Origin of the sequence: Blastococcus xanthinilyticus (genome assembly GCF_008124835.1) — a bacterium.
Taxonomy (GTDB): Bacteria; Actinomycetota; Actinomycetes; order Mycobacteriales; family Geodermatophilaceae; genus Blastococcus; species Blastococcus xanthinilyticus.
On sequence record NZ_VNHW01000001.1, the window covers coordinates 40531 to 61013 of the forward strand.

The window sequence follows — 20483 nt, forward strand, 5'->3', positions numbered from 1 at the left end:
GAGCGATGTGAGCTGATCGCGCCGCCCGCCGCGGACCTGGCGGAGCACGCCGTGGGTGACGTGCTCCGCCGGGCCGCCCGGCTGGGGGGCGGGGACCCGCTGCTGCGGGTTCCCGGCCCGGCCGGGGACGCCGTCTGGACGGCGGCCGAGCTGCTGGCCGACGCCGAGCGGGTCGCGACCGGGCTGCTGGCCCGGCACGCCCCGGGCACGCGGATCGCCACCTGCCTGGCCAACGGGCCCGAGGCGGTGCTGCTGCAGCTGGGGGTGGCGCTGGCCGGCATGGTGCTGGTCCCGGTGAACCCGCGCAGCAGCGCGCCGGAGCTCGAGCACGCGCTCGCGCTGTCGGGCGCGGCGTCGGTCCACGCCGCCGTGGAGGTGGCGGGCAGCCAGGTCGCCGAGACGGCCGCCGCGGTCGCCCGGCGCCTCCCGCACGAGGTGCTGGTGCATCCCTGCGCCGGGGACTGGCGGGCCCTGCTCGCCGGCGGGGGCGACCGGCCGTCCGGCCTGCCCGACGTCGACCCCGGGAGCCTGGCCCAGATCCAGTTCACCTCCGGGACGACCGGCCGGGCGAAGGGCGTCCGGATCACCCACTCCGGCATGGTCGCCACCTCCGCGGCCTTCGTGGCGCGGATCGGCCTGCCGTCCGGCGGGGTCTGGATCGATCCGATGCCGCTGTTCCACACCGCCGGCAACGTGCTGGGCGTGATGGGCGCCCTGTGGCAGCGGGCCGAGCACGTGGTGGTGGCCTTCGAGCCGGCCCGCGTGCTGGCCCTCGTCGCGCAGCGGCACGCGACGCTGCTGTCGGCGGCACCGACCCTGCTCGACCTGCTCATGGACCGGCCGGAGATCGGCACGAGCGACCTCAGCAGCCTGCGCGTCGTCTTCACCGGCGGCCAGACCGTGCGCCCGTCCTTCGTCGACCGGGTGGAGCAGACCTTCGGCGCACCGCTGATCACGACGTTCGGCATGACCGAGACGTGCGGCTCCGCGCTGCTGCCGTCGCCGGGCGATCCGGCCGAGGTGCGCCGGACGACGGTCGGCCGGCCGCTGGCCGGGACGGACGTGCGGATCGCCGGTCCCGACGGCGATCCCGTCGCGCCGGGCGAGCCCGGGGAGCTGTGGCTGCGCGGGCCGCGGCTGACCCCCGGCTACCACGACGACCCGGCGGCGACCGCGGCCGCGATCGACCCCGAGGGCTGGCTGCACACCGGGGACCTGGCGGTCATGGATCCCACGGGCGCCTGCCGGATGGTCGGGCGGCTCAAGGACATGATCAAGACCGGCGGGGAGAACGTCTCGCCCGAGGAGGTCGAGGAGGTCCTCGCCGGCCACCCCTCGGTCGCCCGCGCGGCCGTCGTCGGCGCACCCAGCGAGCGCTGGGGTGAGCTGGTCGTCGCCTTCGTGGTGCCGGCCGCCCAACCCGGGATCGATGCCGCCGGGATCGATCCCGCGCAGCTCGAGCAGCACTGCCGGAGCCGGCTGTCGCCGTTCAAGGTGCCGCGCTCCTGGCGGGTCGTCGACCAGCTGCCGATGACCGCCTCCACGAAGATCCAGCGGGCCGAGCTGCGCCGGATGGCCGCCGCCGACCCCGCGCCGGCGTCCGGGCGGCCCTCGTGACCGCGCCCCTGCTCGCCGGGTTGCTGCGCGACCTGGCCGAGGAGGGCCACGGGCTCGACGGGCTGGTGGCCGGGCTGCCGGACGGCGCGTGGGCCACGCCGACGCCCGCGGCCGGCTGGACCGTCGCGCACCAGATCGCCCACCTCGCCTGGACCGACCAGGTGGCGGCCGACGCGGTGCGGGAGCCGGCGCGGTTCCGGGCCGAGCGGGACGCGGCGCCCGATCTCGCCCGGGCGGTGGACGACGCCGCGGCGCAGGGCGCGGCCGCCCCGCCCGCCGAGCTGCTGGACCGGTGGCGGACGGCGCGCGCCGCGCTGGCCACGGCGCTGGCCGGCCTGCCGGCCGGGACGGCGATCCCCTGGTTCGGGCCGGACATGAGCGCGGCCTCCATGGCGACGGCCCGCCTCATGGAGACCTGGGCGCACGGCGTCGACGTGCGCGACGCCCTGGGCCGGGACACCCCCGCCACCCCCCGGCTGCGCGCCGTCGCCCACCTCGGCGTCCGCACCCGCGACTTCGCCTTCCGGCAGCGCGGCGAGCCCGTCCCGGAGCACGAGTTCCGGGTGGAGCTGACCGGTCCCGGCGGGGAGCTGTGGACGTGGGGGCCGGCGGACGCCGACCAGCGGGTCCAGGGCCCCGCGCTCGACCTCTGCCTCCGGGTGACCCGCCGCCGGCACCGCGACGACCTCGCCCTCCGGGCCCGCGGTCCGGACGCCGACCGGTGGCTCGACCTCGCCCAGGCCTTCGCCGGCCCGCCGGGAACCGACCGGCCGGCCACGGCGGCGCCGCGCCCCTGACCGCACGTCCCTGACCGCACTCCCCCGCACCGCAGCCGTCCTCCCGACGGGCCCGCACCCGCACAGTCCGCACCGCACCAGCACATTGAGGAGCACCGCAGTGGATCTCTCCGGCAAGGTGGCCATCGTCACCGGCAGCGGTCGGGGCCTCGGCCTCGCCTACGCCACCGAGCTCGCCCGCGCGGGCGCCACCGTCGTCGTCAACGACGTCGACGCAGCGGTCGCCGAGGCCGCGGTGAGCACGATCACCGACGCGGGCGGCTCCGCCGTCGCCGAGGTCGTCCCCGTCGGCACGTCCGAGGCCGCCCAGGCCCTGGTCGACCGCGCGGTCGGCGAGTTCGGCCGGCTCGACGTCCTGGTGAACAACGCCGGCATCCTGCGCGACACCACGCTGTGGAAGATGACCGACGAGCAGTTCGACGCGGTCATCGGCACCCACCTGCGCGGCACCTTCACCTGCACCCGCGCCGCCGCGATCCGGATGCGCGAGCAGGGCGAGGGCGGCCGGGTCATCTGCGTCGGCTCCCCCACCGGGCAGGTCGGGAACTTCGGCCAGACCAACTACGCCGCCGCCAAGGCCGGCATCGTGGGCATGGTCCGCACCTGGGCCATGGAGCTGGCCCGCGCGCAGATCACCGTGAACGCGATCGTGCCGGTCGCCGTCACCGCCATGACCGAGACGGCGCCCTTCCTGCAGCCCTACATCGAGGCGCTGGAGACCGGTGGGCCGCTGGCCGGCTTCGCCCGCCGGGAGCTCAGCCTCGGCTCGCCGCAGGACGCCGCCGGCCTCGTCGCCTTCCTCGCCTCCGACGCCGCCGCCGGCATCAGCGGCCAGGCCATCGGCATCGGCGGGGACCGGCTGGCGCTGTGGAGCCACCCCGGCGAGGTCGTCGTCGAGTTCGCCGACGGCAGCGGCTGGTCGGCCGACGCCATCTCGGGCGTGTGGGCGGAGAAGTTCGCCGGCGCGCAGCAGAAGGTCGGCCAGCAGTTCCCGGAGCCCCCCAGTGCGAAGGCGGCAGGCGAGTGAGCATCGCAGGGAGCGCCAGCGACCGAGGAGCGGAGCGAGACCCGAGCCGAGCCATGGACGGAGTGACGGGGCAGCTGGACCTCGACGCCCTGGTCGCGATCGACGTGCACGTCCACGTGCACGCCGACGCGCACGGCCACCTCGCCCTGGACGACGAGCTGAACGCCGCGGCGGCGAAGTACTTCAAGGGCGACCCCTACGACCCGACCGTCGACGACATCGCCGCCGACTACCGCGAGAAGAAGATGGCCGCGGTGATCTTCACCGTCGACGCGGAGGCGGCCACCGGGCAGATGACGCTGTCCAACGAGGAGATCGCCGACATCGCGGCGCGCTATCCCGACGTGCTCATCCCGTTCGGCTCCATCGACCCCGCCCGCGGCAAGGCCGGCATCCGGGCGGCCCGGCGCCTGGTCACCGAGCACGGCGTCCGGGGGTTCAAGTTCCACCCCAGCTTCCAGGACTTCCTGCCCAACGACCGGTCGGTGTACCCGCTGTACGACGAGCTGCAGGACCTCGGCGTCCCGGCGCTGTTCCACACCGGCCAGACGGGCATCGGCTCCGGGCTGCCCGGCGGGCGCGGGATCAAGCTGCGCTACTCCGACCCGATGCTCCTGGACGACGTCGCCGCCGACTTCCCGGGCCTGACGATGATCATGGCCCACCCGTCGGTGCCCTGGCAGGACTCGGCCATCGCGGTGGCCCAGCACAAGGCGAACGTCTTCATCGACCTGTCGGGCTGGTCCCCGAAGTACTTCCCCCCGCAGCTGGTCCGCGCCGCCAACACCCTGCTCAAGCACAAGGTGCTCTTCGGGTCGGACTACCCGCTGATCCGGCCCGAGCGGTGGATCCGCGACTTCGAGCAGCTGGAGATCCGGGACGAGGTCAAGCCGCTGATCATGAAGGAGAACGCCGTGCGGGCGCTGAAGCTGCGGTGAGGAACGCGGGCCTGGGCTCCTGGCCGGAACGCCGGCTGCGCATCTCCCCGCACAAGCCCGCGCTCTGGTTCGAGGGGACCACCACCACCCACGGCGAGTTCGCGCACCGGGTCCGGCGGGCGGCCGCGGCGCTGGCCGCTCTCGGGGTCGGGCACGGCGACCGGGTGGCGTGGCTGGGCGCCAACCACCCCGCGGCGCTGGAGAGCCTCTACGCCTGCGGTCAGCTCGGGGCGGTGTGGGTGCCGGTGAACGCCCGGTTCACCGCACCGGAGGTGCGGTACGTCCTCGAGCACTCCGGCGCGAGCCTCGTGGTGCACGGCCGGGAGCACGGGACGACGGCGGACACGCTGCGGCCCGAGCTGCCAGGGGTCCGGGAGTGGGTCGCCGTGGAGGCCCCGACGGCCGGCGGCGCCGGCTCGCTGGACTGGCAGCGTCTGCTGGCCGACGCCGAGCCGGTGCTGCGCGACGAGCCGGTCACCCTCGAGGACAACTGCCTGATCATGTACACGTCGGGCACCACCGGCCGGCCGAAGGGCGCGGTGCTGACCCACGGGAACATGACGTGGTCGTGCATCAACCAGGTGCTGGGCTTCGACTTCACCCCCGACGAGCGCACCCTCGGGCTGGCGCCGCTGTTCCACATCGGCGGCCTGAACGGCACGCTGAACCCGACCCTGCTGCGCGGCGGGTGCGTGGTGCTCGTCCGCGGCTTCGACCCGCCGGCGACGCTGCGGGTCATCGCCGAGCAGCGGGTGACATCGTTCTTCGCCGTCCCGACCATGCTCGACGCGCTCAGCCGGCAGCCGGACTTCGGCACCGTCGACCTCTCCGCGCTGCGCACCATCGGCGCCGCCGGGGCACCGCTCCCCCTCCCTCTGCTTCGCACCTGGCTGGACCGCGGGATCACCGTCCAGCAGGCCTACGGGATGACGGAGTCGGCCCCGGCCGGCACCGCCCTGGACAGCGCCGACGCGGTCGCCAAGGTCGGCTCGGCCGGCAAGGCGCAGTTCTTCGTCGACGTCCGGGTGGTGCGGCCCGACGGCACCGAGTGCGACCCGCACGAGATCGGCGAGGTCGTGGTCTCCGGGCCGAACATCATGGCCGGCTACTGGAACGCCCCGGAGGCGACCGAGGCCGCGATCGTCGACGGCTGGTACCACTCCGGCGACGCCGGCTCCACCGACGAGGACGGCTACCTCTACATCCGCGACCGCTACAAGGACATGATCATCTCCGGCGGCGAGAACGTGTACCCGGCCGAGGTCGAGTCCACGATGCTCGAACTGCCCGAGGTCGCCGAGGTGGCCGTCATCGGCGTGCCCGACCCGACCTGGGGCGAGGTCGGGCTGGCCGTCGTCGTCCCGGCGCCGGGCAGCGACCCCGACCCCGAGCAGCTGCGCGCGGAGCTGCGCCGGCGGCTCGCGGGGTTCAAGGTGCCCAAGTACGTGGAGTTCGCCGACGAGCTCCCGAAGACCGCCACCGGCAAGGTGCGCAAGCCCGACCTGCGCACCTCCTACGCCCCGACCGACAACGCCCCGCCCGACAACGCCCCGACCGATCACGCCCCGACCGAGGAGACCACCCCATGACCACCACCACCACGCTGGCCGAACTGCCACAGCTCAAGGGGCAGGAGCTCGGCCAGAGCTCCTGGATCGAGGTGACGCAGGAGCGCGTCGACACCTTCGCCGACGCCACCGGCGACCACCAGTGGATCCACGTCGACGTCGGGCGGGCGAAGGCCGAGAGCCCCTTCGGCGGGCCGATCGGGCACGGCTACCTGACGCTGTCCCTGCTCATCCCCCTGTGGTCGGAGGTCCTCACCGTCACCGACTCCCCGATGGCGGTGAACTACGGCCTGAACAAGGTCCGCTTCCCCTCCCCCGTGCCGGTCGGCTCGAAGATCCGGCTGACCGCGACGCTGAAGGACGTCGAGGAGGTCGCCGGCGGGCTGCAGATCACCGTCGCGGCGGTCATCGAGGCCGACGGCGCCGCCAAGCCGGTGTGCATCGCGGAGCCGGTCTTCCGGATCTACGCCGGCTGATCCGCCGGTCCCCGGGGCGGCAGCGAGCGGCTGACGCCCCGGGCCGCGGCCAGCAGGGCCGGGACCGCGGCGGCCGCCCGCTCGTCGTTCGGGACGATCACCGACAGCGCCGCGACGACGTCCCCGAGGCCGTTCCGCACCGGCACGGCGATGCCCGTGGCGTTCTCGTGGACGTGCCCGGCCAGCAGCGCGTACCCCTGGCGGCGCACCTGCTCCAGGACCGCCCGCATCCGCTCGGGGGTGGTGATCGTCGCCGGGGTGCGCCGCTCCATCGGCCGGGCCAGGACCCGGTCGCCCAGCTCCGGCGGCCCGTAGGCGAGGAGGACCACGCCGGACGAGGAGATGTGCAGCGGGAGCCGGCCGGCGACCCTGGAGTAGTTGACCACGGCGTCCCGCGCGCTCAGCCGCTCGAGGAACAGCACCTCCTCCCCCTGCAGGACGGCGAGCTGCACGTGGTGGCCGACGACCGCGTGCAGGTCCTCCAGATAGGGCATCGCCGCATCCCGGAGCGACCGCGTCGGCGAGGCCCGCGAGGCCAGCTCCCACATCCGCACGCCGATCCGCACCCGGCGGTCCTCGCCGCGGCCGAGCAGCCCGTGCGCGGTGAGCTGGCCGACGATCCGGGACGCCGTCGCCACGTGCAGCCCCGACCGGCGGGCGAGCTCGGAGACGGTCGGCTCCGGCTCCTCCGGCGTGAACGCCTCGAGCACCCGGACGGCGCGGGCCAGCGAGGACTCACCGGTCGCGGCTCTGGGCACGACCGCAGTGTCCCGCACCTCTCATCCATTGAGAAGGTGTTCCCCAGGTCACAGTGTGGCGGTGCACCCTGGCCGCATGACCGCACCGGCGCCCGCAGTGACCGCCGCCGACGTCGCCACGCTGCGCGTCACCGGCAAGCAGCGGCGGGCCGACGGCGTGCTGACCCTCGACCTGGCCTCGCCGACGGGGGGCCGGCTGCGCGACTGGACGCCCGGCTCGCACGTCGACCTGCTGCTCCCCAACGGCCTCACCCGGCAGTACTCGCTCTGCGGCGACCGCTGGGACCCCACCACCTACCGGGTGGGCGTGCTCCGCGAACCGTCCGGGCGGGGCGGCTCCGCGTTCGTCCACGACGAGCTGGCGGTGGGCGACCTGGTCGGGGTCGGCGGCCCCCGCAACAACTTCCCGCTCGTGCCGTCGGAGCGGTACCTCTTCGTCGCCGGCGGGATCGGGATCACCCCGATCCTGCCGATGGTGCACCAGGCGGAGCTCCTGGGCGCCGACTGGCGGCTGCTCTACGGCGGCCGGCGGCGGGCCTCCATGGCCTTCCTCGACGAGCTGGCCGGCTACGGCGACCGGGTGCTCGCCCGCCCGGAGGACGAGCACGGGCTGCTCGACCTCGCGGGCTTCCTCGGCGAGCCGCGCACCGGGGTCCGCGTCTACGCCTGCGGCCCGGCTCCCCTGCTCGCCGCGGTGGAGCGGGCCTGCGCGGGCTGGCCCCCGCACGCCCTGCGCACCGAGCGCTTCGTCGGCGCGGAGCTCGGCGCCCCCACCCGGGACGGCGCGTTCCAGGTCGAGCTCGCCCGCAGCGGGACCACGGTGACCGTCTCCCCGGGGACGACGGTCCTGGACGCGCTGGCCGGAGCCGGCGTGGAGGTGCTGTCCTCCTGCCGCGGCGGCGTCTGCGGCACCTGCGAGACCGGCGTCCTGGCCGGTCGCCCCGACCACCGGGACTCCCTGCTGGACGACGACGAGCGGGCCGCGAACGACTGCATGTACGTGTGCGTCTCCCGCTCCCGCGACCCGCGGCTCGTCCTCGACCTCTGACCCGCCCCGCCCGTCCCGGCACCCCGGAGGATCCCGTGACCACCACCGCCCGGCCCACCAGCGCCGTCCCGACCAGCGACATCCCGACCAGCGACATCGACCCGTTCAGCCACGAGGTGCTCGAGGACCCGCTGCCCATGCACGCCGCACTGCGCGAGGCCGGACCGGTGGTCCACCTGAGCCGCTACGACGTGCACGCGATGGCCCGCTACGACGAGGTGCACGCGGCACTGGTCGACTGGCAGGGGTTCCAGTCGGCCGCCGGGGTGGGGCTGTCGAACTTCCGCTACGAGAAGCCCTGGCGGCCGCCGAGCATCGTGCTCGAGGCCGACCCGCCACGGCACGACGCGCCCCGTCGCGTGCTGCAGAAGGTGCTCGGCCCGCGGGCGCTGCGCCGGCTCCAGGACGGCTGGGCAGCCGACGCCGGGTCGCTCGTCGACGAGGTGCTCGCCCGCGGGACCACGTTCGACGCCGTCGCGTCCCTGGCCGCCACCTTCCCGCTGCGCGTCTTCCCCGACGCCGTCGGCATCCCCCAGGCGGGGCGGGAGAACCTGCTGCCCTACGGCGACCACGCCTTCAACGCGTTCGGGCCCGACAACGACCTGGTGGCCAAGGGGGCGCCGCGAGTGGCGGAGCTCTCGGCCTGGGTGACCGAGCAGTGCCGGCGGGAGGTGCTGGCGCCGGTCGGTTTCGGCGCGGACATCTGGGCCGCCTCGGACCGCGGCGACATCACGCCGGAGCAGGCGCCGCTCGCCGTCCGGTCGCTGCTCACGGCCGGCGTCGACACGACGGTGCACGGCATCTCCGCCGTCCTCTACGCCTTCGCGACCAACCCCGCCCAGTGGCAGCGGCTCCGGCAGGACCCGGCGCTGGCCCGGGTGGCGTTCGACGAGGCGGTGCGCTGGGAGTCGCCGGTGCAGACCTTCTTCCGGACGGCGACGACCGACGTCCGCGTGGGGGACGTCGTGATCCCCGAGGGGCACAAGATCCTCATGTTCCTGGCCGCGGCCAACCGCGATCCGCGGCGCTGGCCCGACCCGGACGCCTTCGACCTGTCGCGCGACCCGTCCGGGCACGTCGGGTTCGGCATGGGCATCCACCAGTGCGTCGGCCAGCACGTCGCCCGGCTGGAGGCCGCAACCCTGGTGACGGCGCTGGCCCGCCGGGTGCGCACCATCGAGCTCGACGGGCCGACGAAGCGCCACCACAACAACACGCTGCGGGCGTGGGAGAGCATCCCGGTACGGGTGACCCTCGACTGAGCGGCTCAGGTGGGGGTGCCGCGGAGCTCCTCGAGGATCGGGCCGGCCACCTTGAACGCGTGGTTGGCCGCCGGCACCCCGGCGTAGACCGCCGCGTGCTGGATGACCTCGCCGATCTCGTCGTCGGTGAGGCCGTTGTTCACCGCCGCCCGCACGTGCAGGGCGAACTCCTCCCAGTGCCGCAGCGCGATGGTGACGGCCAGGGTGAGCAGGCTCCGGTCGCGGCGCGACAGCCCCGGCCGCTGCCACACGTCGCCCCACGCGGTGCGCGTGATGAAGTCCTGGAAGCCGGCGGTGAACGGGGTGGTGCCGGCGACGGCGCGGTCCACCCACGCGTCGCCGAGCACCTCGCGGCGGGTACGCATGCCCGCCTCGCGGCGGGCGTCGTCGGTGTCGGGCAGCTCGCTCATCGGGCTCCTTCAGCCGTGCCACCACGGCCGGGTCCTGCCGCGTCCAGGTGGCCGAGCAGCGCGCCGGTGGTCTCGAGCGTGCGCTCGAGGTTGGCCAGGTGCGCCGCCGGGCTCAGCGTCAGCAGGTCGGCGCCGGGGATGCCGTCGGCGATCAGCCGCTGGTGGTCCGGCGGGAGGGCCGGATCGTCGGCACCGGAGACGACGAGGGTCGGGGCGGCGATCCGGCCGAGGTCCGCGCGCAGGTCCATCCCGGCCACGACCTCGCAGCAGGCGGCGTAGCCCTCGTCGTCGGCGCCCTCGATCATGGCCGCCAGCCGGGCCACCAGGTCGGGGTGCTCCGCGGCGTGGCCCGGTGTCAGCCAGCGCTGCACCACCGTCGGAGCGAACTGGGCGGTGCCGCCGGCGCGAGCGGCGGCCGCCCGGTCCAGGAAGCCCTGCGGGTCCGCCTTCGCGGAGCTGCACAGGACGGCGAGGGACCGCACCCGCTCGGGTTCCCGGGCGGCCAGGCGCATCGCGGTCATCCCGCCCAGCGACAGCCCGGCGACGTGCGCCTGCCGCACGCCGAGCCGGTCCAGCAGCGCCAGCACGTCGTCGACGAGGTCGTCGAGGGTGTAGGGGCCGGCGGGCGCCGGCGACTCCCCGTGCCCGCGGGTGTCGTAGGTGACCACCCGGTAGCGCTCGGCCAGGGCGGGGACCTGCGGGTCCCACATCCCCCGCGTCGCGCCCAGGGAGTTGGACAGGACGACGACCGGCGCGCCGGCCGGCCCGTCCTCGGTGTACGCGACCTCGACGGCGGTCATGCCTCTCCTTCGGTCAGTGCCCGGTGCTCGGCCAGGACCGCGTCCACCTGCGCCCCGGCCTCCCCGACGTCCGGGCCGGTGCGCAGCTGGGCGGGGTCGAGACCCGCCCCCTCGGCGAGCAGGTCGGCGAGCGGGCGGCCGGTCGCCGACGCCGTGCGCACGGCCTCCGCGACGAGCTCGTGGGCGGCCCCGCGGCCGAGCCGCTGGGCGAGCAGGTCGGTGGCCGCCGCGGCGAGCACCGGGGCCTCGGCGGCCGAGACCGTCGCCGCCATCCGCGCGGAGTCCGGGCGCAGCGACGCCAGGCTCTCGGCGAGCCACGCCGCCCCCGACCCGACGGTGGCCAGCAGCGCGGTGAGCGTCGGCCACTCGCTGTGCCAGGCACCCGCGGCCCGCTCGTGCTCCTGCTCCATCGCCCCGAGCAGGGTGGCCACCAGGCCGGGCGCCCGGCGGGCGCAGGCGCGGGCCGAGATCGCCGCCACGGGGTTGTTCTTGTGCGGCATCGCCGACGATCCGCCGCGCTGCTCGCTGACCTCGGCGACCTCCGCCACCTCGCTCTGCGCCAGCAGCACGACGTCCAGCGCCACCGACGCCACGACCCCCGCCGCGGCACCGAGCGCACCCGCGAGGTCCGCGACCGGCAGCCGCCCGGTGTGCCAGGCGACCGGCGGGGTCGTGAGCCCCAGCTCGGCGGCCAGGGCCGCCCGCAGCGCGGTGCCCGATCCGTCCAGCCCGGCGAGGGTGCCCACCGCGCCGCCGAACTGGACCGGCAGCCCCGCGTCCACGGCGCGCAGGCGGGCGCGGGCGCCGTCGAGGCCGCTGAGCCAGCCGGCGGCCTTGAGCCCGAAGGTGGTGGGCAACGCCTGCTGCATGAGCGTGCGGCCCATGACGACGTCGTCCCGGTGCGCACCGGCCAGCCCCGCCGCCGCCGCGGCGGCCAGGGCGAGGTCGCGGTCGATGGCCGCACCGGCCCGGCGCGCCAGGAGCACCAGCGCCGTGTCCAGCACGTCCTGGCTGGTCGCCCCGACGTGCACCGCCACCGCGTCCCGCGCCCCCACCGCCGAGCGGAGCACCCGGACCAGCGGCGGCACCGGGTTGCCGGCGTCGGCGGCGTGCGCGACCACCGTGGCCAGGTCCAGCCCGGCCGGCTCGGCGCAGGCGCGGGTGACCGCGTCGGCGGCGGTGGTGGGCACCAGGCCCAGCCGCGCCGCCGCCCGCGCGAGGGCCGCCTCGACGTCGAGCAGCGCGTCGATCCAGGCGGCGTCGGACACGGCCGCCGCCGCGCCGCCGCGGGCGAAGGTCCCGTCGAAGAGGCCGGTCACGGGACGTTCCTACCGGACCGGCCGGCCGCGCACCGGCTCATACGGCGAAGAACACCGTCTCCCCGTCGCCCTGCAGCCGGACGTCGAAGCGGTAGCCGTCCTCGCTCGGGGTGGCGATCAGGGTGCGGCGGTCCTCGTCCGACGGCAGCGCGCGGAGGACGGCGTCCTCGGCGTTGGCCGCCTCCTCGTCGGCGAAGTAGATCCGGGTGACCACCCGGTCCAGCAGGCCGCGGGCGAAGACCGAGACGTCGATGTGCGGCGCCTGCAGGCCGCCCGCGCCGTCGGGCAGCCGGCCCGGCTTGAGCGTGTGCACGGCGTACTCGCCGGAGAGCGTCTGCGCGCGGGCGTAGCCGCGGAAGCCCGGGTAGGTGGCCGCGCCGCGCGGGTCCTCGGGCGAGGCCAGGCCGCCGTCCGGATCGGCCTGCCAGGTCTCGATCATCGCGTCGGGGACGACCTCCCCGGCGCCGTCGAACACCCGGCCGCGGATCCAGAAGGCGCCCGGGGTGCCCTCGTCGGCGGCCAGCTCGCCGTCCTCCCAGGTCAGCCCGATGGCCAGGTACGGGCCGACGGTGGCGCTCGGCGTGAGCCCGAGCTGGAAGGGGTCGGTCAGGAAACCGGTCCCGCGCTGCCCCGAGCGGGGCTGGAACGGGTCGGCCGGGTTCGGGGGGACCTCCAGCGGGTTCGCGGTCACGCCACATCTCCGTCGTCGTCGGTCTCGAACGGCGTCTGGTCGGCACCGCGCAGCACGATGTCCCACTCGAACGCCAGCGCCCAGTTGTCCTGGGTGCGCTCGAGGGAGTACCGGCTGATCGCCCGGTGCCGGGCGGCGGCCGGGATGGCGTTGAAGATCGGGTCCTGGCCGAACAGCGGGTCGTCCGGGAAGTACATCTGGGTGACCAGCCGCTGGGTGAAGGCCCGCCCGAAGAGGCTGAAGTGGATGTGCGCCGGGCGCCACGCGTTGTGGTGGTTGCCCCACGGGTACGCGCCGGGCTTGATGGTGAGGAACTCGTAACGGCCGAGGCTGTCGGTCATCACCCGGCCGAGCCCGTCGAAGTGCGGGTCCAGCGGCGCCGGCCAGTTGTCCACCACGTGCCGGTAGCGGCCGCCCGCGTTGGCCTGCCACACCTCCAGCAGCGCGTGCGGCACCGGGCGGCCGTCGCTGTCGAGCACCCGGCCGTACACCAGGATCCGCTGGCCCTGGGCCTCGCCGTCGCTGCGCCAGGTCAGGTCGGAGTCGCGGGGCAGGACGCGGTCCTCCCCCAGCACGGGGCCGGTGATCTCGGTCAGCCGGTGCGGCAGGTCGACCGGCGTCCGGAGGGGGGCGCGCAGCCCCGTGCTCCGGTACCCGGGGAAGGCGAGGGGGGTGCGCGTCGCGTCGGACTCGCGCACGTACCGCGGCAGCCGCAGGCCGCCGGACGATGTGGTCCCGGTCATGCCGGGACGGTACGACCGGCGGGCTAGGCTCCCAACCCCACACTTCCACTGGACGGGAGCACGCGGATGGCTGGTCGGAGCGCGACGCCGGGGCGGTCGGTCACGTCCCGGGCCCTGGGCATCCTCGACGCCTTCGGCAGCGACGCACCCCGGCTGTCGCTGTCGGACATCGCCGAACGCACCGGCACCCCGCTGACCACCGCGCACCGGCTGCTCGGCGAGCTCACCGAGTGGGGGGCGCTCGCCCGCCGGGCCGACGGCCGGTACGAGATCGGCCGCAAGCTGTGGGACCTCGGGCTGCTGGCCTCGGTCCAGCTGGGGCTGCGGCAGGTGGCCGCGCCGTTCCTCCTCGACCTGCACACCACCATCCGCGACACCGTGCACCTGGCCGTCCGCGAGGGCCGCTCGGCGCTCTACGTCGAGCGGGTCTCCGGGCGGGAGTCGGTGCCGATCGTCAGCCAGGTGGGCACCCGGCTGCCGCTGCACGCCACCGGCGTCGGCAAGGTGCTGCTGGCCGCCGCGCCCGCCGACGTCGTCGAGGCGGTGCTCCGCGACCTGCGGCCGGTCACCCGGCACACCGTCGTGGACCCGGCCCGGCTCACCCGGGAGCTGGCCGAGATCCGCCGGCGCGGATACGCGCGCACCGTCGAGGAGATGTCCCCCGGAGCCGCCTCGATCGCCGTCCCCGTGCAGGTGGAGCGGCCCGGCGGCGCGCTCGCCGTGGCCGCGCTGGGCATCGTGGTGCCACCGCACCGGCGCGACCTCGCCCGGCTGGTGCCGGCCCTCGAGATGGCGGCCCGCGGCATCGGCCGGGAGCTGGCGAGGTCACCGGAGTTCCACTGAGCGGGAGCTCGGGGTACCGCCGCCGCGGCCGGCGAGGCCACACTCGTCGGCGTGCGCACCCAGGTAGGCATCATCGGGGCCGGCCCCGCCGGCCTGCTCCTGTCCCGGCTGCTCGCGCTGCGCGGCATCGACTCGGTGGTCCTGGAGAACCGGTCCCGGGAGTACGTCGAGGCGCGCATCCGCGCCGGCATCCTCGAGCAGCACACCGTCGACACGCTCACCGACGCCGGCCTGGGCGACCGGCTGCGCCGCGAGGGCCTGGAGCACCGGGGCATCCACCTGCAGCACCCCGGCACCCGGCACACCCTCGACTTCCCGGAGCTGTGCGGCCGCACGGTGTGGGTGTACGGGCAGACCGAGGTGGTCAAGGACCTCGTCGCCGCCCAGCTCGCCGGCGGCCCGCCGCTGCTGTTCGAGGTCTCCGACGTCCGGCCGGAGGACGTCGACGGCGACGCGCCGCGGATCCGGTTCACCGACGCCGACGGCACGCCGCAGGTGCTCGAGTGCGACGTCATCGCCGGCACCGACGGCTTCCACGGCGTCTCCCGCCCGGTGGTGACCGAAGCCGGCGGCCGGCTGTGGGAACGCACCTACCCCTACGCCTGGCTGGGCATCCTGGCCGACGCGGCACCGGCCACCGACGAGCTGATCTACGCCTGGCACCCCGAGGGCTTCGCCCTGTACTCGATGCGCTCGCCGTCGGTCTCCCGGCTGTACCTGCAGGTGGACCCGGCGGACTCGATCGACAACTGGTCCGACGACCGCATCTGGGACGGCCTCTCCCGCCGCCTGGACATCGACGGCTGGACGGTCAGCACCGGGCCGGTCACCGAGAAGTCGATCCTGCCCATGCGCTCGTTCGTCAGCGCGCCGATGCGCCGCGGCCGGCTGTTCCTCGCCGGCGACGCCGCGCACATCGTGCCGCCCACCGGCGCCAAGGGGCTGAACCTCGCCGTCGCCGACGTGACCCTGCTGGCCACCGCGCTGACCCGCCTGCTGCGGGAGGGCCGGACCGACCTGGTCGACGCCTACTCCGACACCGCGCTGCGCCGGGTCTGGCGGTGCACGCACTTCTCCTGGTGGATGACCTCGATGCTGCACACCACCGGCGACGACTTCGACGCCGAGCTCCAGCTCTCCCAGCTGCGCCGGGTGTGCTCGTCGGAGGCCGCGGCCCGCGAGCTCGCCGAGAACTACACCGGCCTGCCGATCGAGGGCTGAGCCCGGGCCGGGTGCATCCGATCGGGGCGCCGGCGGCGAACGACCGGTGTGGAACCCCTCGCGCCGCGACAGGAGACACCCTGGCAGCCCCTGCTCGACGCCGGGCTGCCGATGGAGGAGATCCGGCGACTGGTGACCCGCCTGGGCTTCGAGGCCGTGGTCGCCGGGCCCAGCCCCCTCGGGACCGGGCTGCTGGACCTCGTCGGCGACCGGCCGCCGCCGGTGCGCGCGGCATGGCTGGAAACCCTCGAGCGGATCACCACGATGCCGGTGCCGGGGGCCTGAACCCCACCCGGCCGGCGTCCCGGCCGCCCGCCGCCGGTGCGCGGTCAGCCCAGGTCGGCGACCGTCGCCCGCACGCCCCGCTCCCGGAGCGAGGCCCGGGCCGCGCGGAACTCCGCGGCGAACCGCGGGTCGTCAACCAGGTCGCCGAACAGCTCGCGGTCGGCGGCGAACGCCAGCGGGTCGGCGTCCCGGGCCGCCGCCGCCAGCCGGTCGGCCCGTGAGTCGGTGAGCTCCAACGGGCCGCCGTCGTCGTCGGTGCCCTCCGCCGCGTGCGCCCAGGCCGCCAGGACGAGGACGCAACGGCGGATCTCCCCGCCGGTGCGCAGGTTGTCCCGGAGCACCGGCAGCAGGAACTGCGGGATCCGGTCGGAGGCCTCCGCGCGGATGCGGTCGAGGGTGTCGGCGATCGCCGGGCTGGCGAACCGCTCCAGCAGCGCCCGCCGGTACCCGGCCAGGTCGATGCCGGGGACCGGGCGCAGCGTGGGCGTCGCCTCCTCCTCCAGGTAGCCCTCCAGCAGCCCGCGGAACAGCGGGTCGGCGCTGGCCTCGTGGACGTACCGCAGGCCCGCCGGCCGGCCGGTCTGGGCGAGCACCTGGTGCCCGGCGTTGAGCAGCCGCAGCTTCATCAGCTCGTAGGGGGCGACGTCGGCGACGAGCTGGACGCCGACGTCCTCCAGCGGCGGGCGCCCGCAGGCGAAGGAGTCCTCCTGCACCCACTGGCCCCACGGCTCGCACACCACCGGCCAGCGGTCCTCGACCCCGAACCGCCCGGCGAGCGCCGCGCGGTCGGCGTCGGTGGTGACGGGGGTGATCCGGTCCACCATCGAGTCGGGGAAGGGCACCTCCCGGCGGACCCACTCCCCCAGCTCCGCGTCGCGCAGCCCCGCGAAGGCGGCGAAGCTGGCCCGCGCGAGCCGGCCGTTGCCCGGGATGTTGTCGCAGGAGACGACGGTGAACGGCGGCAGGCCCCGGTCGCGCCGGCGCACCAGCGCCTCGACGACCAGCCCGAAGGAGGTCCGGAGCGCGGCGCCCGGCTGCAGGTCGTGGACGACCCCGGCGTCGGTGCCGTCGAACTCGCCGGTGACGGCGGAGGCGTTGTAGCCGCCTTCGGTGACGGTGAGGGTCACGATCCGCGTCCCCGGCGCGGCCATCTTCTCCACCACCGCGCCCGGGTCGTCCGGGGCGAAGAGGTACTCGACCATCGAGCCGACCACCCGGGGCTCCTCGCGGCCGTCCGGGTGCCGCACCACCAGCGTCCAGAGGCAGTCCTGCGCCGCCATCACCTCGGCCATGCGCCGGTCCGCCGGGAGGACGCCGACGCCGCAGATGCCCCAGTCCAGGGCCTGCCCCTGCTCCATGAGCCGGTCGAGGTAGCGCGCCTGGTGCGAGCGGTGGAAGCCACCGACACCCAGGTGCACGATCCCCGTGCGCACCGCGCGGCGGTCGTAGGACGGCACGGACACCGGGGCGTCCAGCACGGCGAGGCTGCGATCGTTCAGCGGGACGGCCACCGCTCCCCCATAACCCTCGGGCCGGCTCCGGTAACGGCGCGCCGCCCGCGGCCCGGCGTGCGGCGCACCGGAGCCGGCGGCGGAACCCCCGCCACACGGCGTGCAACAAAGATGTCTAGTGTCCCAGGTGCTGTGGTCCAGCTCACTCCCGGGCTCGACCGGCACCCCCTGGAGGTCACGTGCGCACCACGCCCCCACGTCCCGCCCGAAGGTCACTGCTCGCCCTCGGGCTGGGCGCCGTCCTGACCGCCGGTGCCCTGGGCACCGCCGCCCCCGCCGGCGCCGCGCCGCCCGGTCCCCGTGATCCCGCCCCGCTGGTCGTGCAGACCGCCGAGGGCGCCGTCGAGGGCACCGCGCCCGACGGCTACCGCCTGTTCCAGGGCATCCCGTTCGCCGCCCCGCCGGTGGGCGACCTCCGGTTCGCCCCGCCGGCGCCGGTGGAGCCCTGGTCCGGCGTCCTGGACGCGACCTCCCCGGGCAGCGCCTGCCCGCAGGACCCGAGCGCCACCAACCCCACCGCGTCGGTCGACGAGGACTGCCTCTACCTCAACGTCACGACCCCGGCCGGGCTGGACACCGCGCGGAAGAACCTGCCGGTCATGGTGTGGATCCACGGCGGCTCGTGGCGGACGGGCAGCGGCGACCGGTACGACGCCAGCAAGCTCGCGCTCGAGGGCGACGTCGTGGTGGTGACGATCAACTACCGGCTCGGCCCGCTGGGCTTCCTGGCCCAGGAGGACCTCTCGCGGGAGAACGGCGCCGTCGCCTCCGGCAGCGCCGGGCTGCTGGACCAGCAGGCCGCGCTGCGCTGGGTGCAGCGCAACATCCGCGCCTTCGGCGGCAACCCCGGCCGGGTGACCGTCTTCGGCGAGTCGGCCGGCGGCTCGGCGGTGTGCGCGCAGCTCACCTCCCCGTCGGCGCGGGGCCTGTTCGACCGGGCCATCGCGCAGAGCTACAGCTGCACCGCGCCCTACGACGACCTGGCGACGGCCGAGGCGAAGGGCGCCGCGGTCGCCGAGACCGTCGGGTGCGCCTCCGCGGCCGACGTCGCGGCCTGCCTGCGGGAGACCTCCGTGGAGGAGCTGCTCGCCGCCTGGCCCGGTGGGGCCTTCGTCGTCGGCGGCTCGGCGCTGCCGGTGCAGCCGGCCGCGGCCATCGCGGCCGGCGACCACGCCAAGGTGCCGGTCATGCACGGCAACCTCAGCGACGAGAACACCCTGTTCACGCCGCTGAACCCGACCGTCGCCACGCTCGCCGCCGACGGCTTCACCGAGGCCGACTACGCGTCGGTCCTCGCCGGGATCTTCGGCGACGACGCCGACGAGGTGCTCGCCCGCTACCCGGCCGGCGGCTACGCCTCGCCGCTGCGCGCCCTGGCCGAGGTCAACAGCGACGCCGGCAGCGCGCTGTCCACCTGCGAGCACGTCGACGCCTACGAGACGCTGGCCCGGCCGCCGGTGCCCGCGCCGGTCTTCGCCTACCAGTTCCGCGACGAGACGGCCGACCCGCTGCTGGACTTCCCCTACCCGGGCTACCCGGAGGACGCCCAGCACGCCGCCGAGCTGCCCTACCTGTTCCCGGGGCTGTTCGGGGACGGGCTGACCGCCGAGCAGGAGCAGCTGTCCACGGCGATGGTGCGCTACTGGACCAACTTCGCGGCCCACGGCAACCCCAACGGCCGGGACGTCCCGACGTGGATCCGGTACCGGGCCCCGAAGGACGTGCAGGGTCTGGACATCGCCTCCGACGGCGGGATCGGCCCGGTCGACGTCGCGGCCGAGGCGAACTGCGAGTTCTGGGCCACGCTGGCCTAGGCGGCCGCGCCGGTTCCCGGCTCCCCGGCGGCCACCGCCGTCCGGGGAGCCGGGATGCCGGTCCCCTCCCCCGGGGTGCCGGATCTACTGGCCGGTAGGAGATGTGGGATCGTCCGAGGCACACGTCGAGACGGCGCGCGCGACGACGAGTGCCGCCGTCAGGAATGAGGACCGATGCGGTTGCAGCTGTCCCCGGAGCTCGAAGCCTTCCGGGAGGAGATGCGGACCTTCTTCACCACCCAGGTGCCGCAGGAGATCCGCGACAAGGTCGCGGCCCACCGGCACGTGTCGAAGGAGGAGTACGTCGAGGCCCAGCGCGCGCTCAACGCCGCCGGCCTGGCGGTGCCCCACTGGCCGGTCGAGTGGGGCGGCCGCGACTGGAGCCCGCTGCAGCGCCACATCTGGCGCGAGGAGATGCAGCTGGCCGGCGTGCCCGAGCCACTGGCCTTCAACACCAGCATGATCGGCCCGGTCATCGCCGCCTTCGGCAACCAGGAGCAGAAGGAGCGCTTCCTGGCCAAGACGGCGAACCTGGACATCTGGTGGTGCCAGGGCTTCTCCGAGCCCGACGCCGGCTCCGACCTCGCCTCGCTGCGCACCACCGCCGTGCGCGACGGCGACGACTGGATCGTCAACGGCCAGAAGACGTGGACGACGCTGGGTCAGCACGCCGACTGGATCTTCTGCCTGGTCCGCACCGACCCGACCGCGGAGAAGAAGCAGCGCGGCATCTCGATGCTGGTCTTCCCGATGGACACCCCGGGCGTCACGCTCCGCCCGATCGAGCTCATCGACGGCGGGTTCGAGGTCAACGAGGTGTTCTTCGAGGACGTCCGCGTGCCGGACGAGAACCTGATCGGCGAGGAGAACCGCGGCTGGGACTACGCGAAGTTCCTGCTGGGCAACGAGCGCGTCGGCATCGCCCGCGTGGGCGCCACGAAGAAGATGCTCTCGCAGGCGAAGGACCACGCCCGCGAGATCACCGTCGACGGCCGCCCGCTGCTCGAGGACCCGTTCATGGCCCGGCGCATCGCCGAGGTGGAGAACGAGCTGGTCGCCCTGGAGCTCACCGCGCTGCGCGTGGTCGCCAACTCCGCCGACGGCAAGCCGCACCCGGCGTCCTCGGTGCTCAAGCTCAAGGGCTCGGAGCTGCAGCAGGCCGCCACCGAGCTGCTGGTGGACATCGCCGGCCCGCTCTCGCTGGCCTCGTTCGCCGACGAGGGCTCCGACGTGCCCGACTGGGCGCGGGTGGCGACGCCGCACTACCTGAACTACCGGAAGGTCTCCATCTACGGAGGCTCGAACGAGGTTCAGCGGACCATCATCGCCGGCACGATCCTGGGGCTGTGATCTGA

The 20483-nt window shown here is 75.2% G+C and carries 19 protein-coding genes and 1 pseudogene; 13 read left to right on the plus strand and 7 right to left on the minus strand.

The annotated features are described in order from the left end of the window. The first annotated feature begins 51 nt into the window (after positions 1-51). The 6 genes from BD833_RS00210 to BD833_RS00235 all read left to right on the plus strand — a co-directional run bounded on the left by BD833_RS00210 (position 52) and on the right by BD833_RS00235 (position 6423). A complete protein-coding gene (locus tag BD833_RS00210; RefSeq protein ID WP_243737353.1) occupies positions 52-1617 on the plus strand; it encodes a class I adenylate-forming enzyme family protein in 1566 nt (521 codons plus the stop codon). Beyond that, the gene (locus BD833_RS00215; RefSeq protein ID WP_243737354.1) at positions 1614-2414 is read left to right on the plus strand and encodes a TIGR03084 family metal-binding protein; all 801 of its coding nucleotides are present in this window, start codon (positions 1614-1616) and stop codon (positions 2412-2414) included. Before BD833_RS00210 ends, BD833_RS00215 begins: the two co-directional genes overlap by 4 nt. Positions 2415-2514: 100 nt before the next feature. Continuing rightward, positions 2515-3441 (plus strand): SDR family oxidoreductase, encoded by a 927-nt coding sequence (locus BD833_RS00220; RefSeq protein WP_166531125.1) that lies wholly within the window; start codon positions 2515-2517, stop codon positions 3439-3441. A 53-nt stretch (positions 3442-3494) separates the two neighbouring features. After that, positions 3495-4379 (plus strand): amidohydrolase family protein, encoded by an 885-nt coding sequence (locus BD833_RS00225; RefSeq protein ID WP_208092253.1) that lies wholly within the window; start codon positions 3495-3497, stop codon positions 4377-4379. Beyond that, positions 4376-5968, plus strand: a complete 1593-nt coding sequence (locus tag BD833_RS00230; RefSeq protein WP_166531126.1) for an acyl-CoA synthetase — start codon at positions 4376-4378, stop codon at positions 5966-5968. Before BD833_RS00225 ends, BD833_RS00230 begins: the two co-directional genes overlap by 4 nt. Continuing rightward, positions 5965-6423, plus strand: coding sequence for a MaoC family dehydratase (locus BD833_RS00235; protein ID WP_166531127.1), 459 nt, complete (start codon positions 5965-5967; stop codon positions 6421-6423). The genes BD833_RS00230 and BD833_RS00235 overlap by 4 nt, the downstream gene beginning before the upstream one ends. Here the strand turns inward: BD833_RS00235 and BD833_RS00240 are convergent. Beyond that, positions 6411-7181, minus strand: coding sequence for an IclR family transcriptional regulator (locus BD833_RS00240; RefSeq protein ID WP_166531128.1), 771 nt, complete (start codon positions 7179-7181; stop codon positions 6411-6413). The genes BD833_RS00235 and BD833_RS00240 overlap by 13 nt on opposite strands. A 49-nt stretch (positions 7182-7230) precedes the next feature. Here BD833_RS00240 and BD833_RS00245 point away from each other — a divergent pair. Both BD833_RS00245 and BD833_RS00250 read left to right on the plus strand, forming a co-directional pair. After that, positions 7231-8229, plus strand: a pseudogene (locus BD833_RS00245) (PDR/VanB family oxidoreductase); the annotation flags it as partial. 35 nt (positions 8230-8264) lie between these two features. After that, on the plus strand, positions 8265-9491 hold the full coding sequence (locus tag BD833_RS00250) for a cytochrome P450 (RefSeq protein ID WP_208092254.1): 1227 nt from the start codon (positions 8265-8267) through the stop codon (positions 9489-9491). A 5-nt stretch (positions 9492-9496) separates the two neighbouring features. Here BD833_RS00250 and pcaC read toward each other — a convergent pair whose 3' ends face one another. The 5 genes from pcaC to pcaH are packed head-to-tail and all read right to left on the minus strand — an operon-like array spanning position 9497 to position 13454. Next, on the minus strand, positions 9497-9901 hold the full coding sequence (gene pcaC, locus BD833_RS00255) for a 4-carboxymuconolactone decarboxylase (protein WP_166531130.1): 405 nt from the start codon (positions 9899-9901) through the stop codon (positions 9497-9499). Next, complete coding sequence (gene pcaD, locus BD833_RS00260; RefSeq protein WP_166531131.1) at positions 9898-10701, minus strand: 3-oxoadipate enol-lactonase; 804 nt, start codon at positions 10699-10701, stop codon at positions 9898-9900. Before pcaD ends, pcaC begins: the two co-directional genes overlap by 4 nt. Then, on the minus strand, positions 10698-12020 hold the full coding sequence (gene pcaB, locus BD833_RS00265; protein WP_166531132.1) for a 3-carboxy-cis,cis-muconate cycloisomerase: 1323 nt from the start codon (positions 12018-12020) through the stop codon (positions 10698-10700). Before pcaB ends, pcaD begins: the two co-directional genes overlap by 4 nt. A gap of 37 nt (positions 12021-12057) precedes the next feature. Then, entirely contained in the window at positions 12058-12711 is a 654-nt protein-coding gene (gene pcaG / locus BD833_RS00270) for a protocatechuate 3,4-dioxygenase subunit alpha (RefSeq protein ID WP_208092255.1), read from the minus strand. Further along, positions 12708-13454, minus strand: a complete 747-nt coding sequence (gene pcaH, locus BD833_RS00275; RefSeq protein WP_166531133.1) for a protocatechuate 3,4-dioxygenase subunit beta — start codon at positions 13452-13454, stop codon at positions 12708-12710. The genes pcaG and pcaH overlap by 4 nt, the downstream gene beginning before the upstream one ends. A gap of 66 nt (positions 13455-13520) precedes the next feature. Between pcaH and BD833_RS00280 the strand changes: the two genes are divergently transcribed. Genes BD833_RS00280 through BD833_RS00290 form a run of 3 tightly spaced genes read left to right on the plus strand, consistent with a single transcriptional unit; the run spans position 13521 to position 15803 of the window. Continuing rightward, positions 13521-14297: an IclR family transcriptional regulator gene (locus BD833_RS00280; RefSeq protein ID WP_166531134.1), complete on the plus strand. Its 777-nt coding sequence runs from the start codon at positions 13521-13523 to the stop codon at positions 14295-14297. A 51-nt stretch (positions 14298-14348) separates the two neighbouring features. Next, positions 14349-15518, plus strand: a complete 1170-nt coding sequence (locus tag BD833_RS00285) for a 4-hydroxybenzoate 3-monooxygenase (RefSeq protein ID WP_166531135.1) — start codon at positions 14349-14351, stop codon at positions 15516-15518. Between the two features lie 48 nt (positions 15519-15566). Further along, entirely contained in the window at positions 15567-15803 is a 237-nt protein-coding gene (locus BD833_RS00290) for a hypothetical protein (protein ID WP_166531136.1), read from the plus strand. 44 nt (positions 15804-15847) lie between these two features. On the opposite strand, the gene BD833_RS00295 is transcribed toward BD833_RS00290, so the two are convergent. After that, positions 15848-17314 carry a mannitol dehydrogenase family protein gene (locus tag BD833_RS00295; protein WP_208092256.1) on the minus strand — a complete coding sequence of 489 codons (1467 nt, stop codon included), beginning with the start codon at positions 17312-17314 and terminating at the stop codon, positions 15848-15850. Positions 17315-17493: 179 nt separating this feature from the next. Here BD833_RS00295 and BD833_RS00300 point away from each other — a divergent pair, with 179 nt between their 5' ends. Together BD833_RS00300 and BD833_RS00305 are read left to right on the plus strand one after the other, a co-directional pair. Beyond that, positions 17494-19128 (plus strand): carboxylesterase/lipase family protein, encoded by a 1635-nt coding sequence (locus BD833_RS00300; RefSeq protein WP_208092257.1) that lies wholly within the window; start codon positions 17494-17496, stop codon positions 19126-19128. A 174-nt stretch (positions 19129-19302) separates the two neighbouring features. Then, complete coding sequence (locus BD833_RS00305) at positions 19303-20478, plus strand: acyl-CoA dehydrogenase family protein (RefSeq protein ID WP_166531137.1); 1176 nt, start codon at positions 19303-19305, stop codon at positions 20476-20478. Positions 20479-20483: the final 5 nt, after the last annotated feature.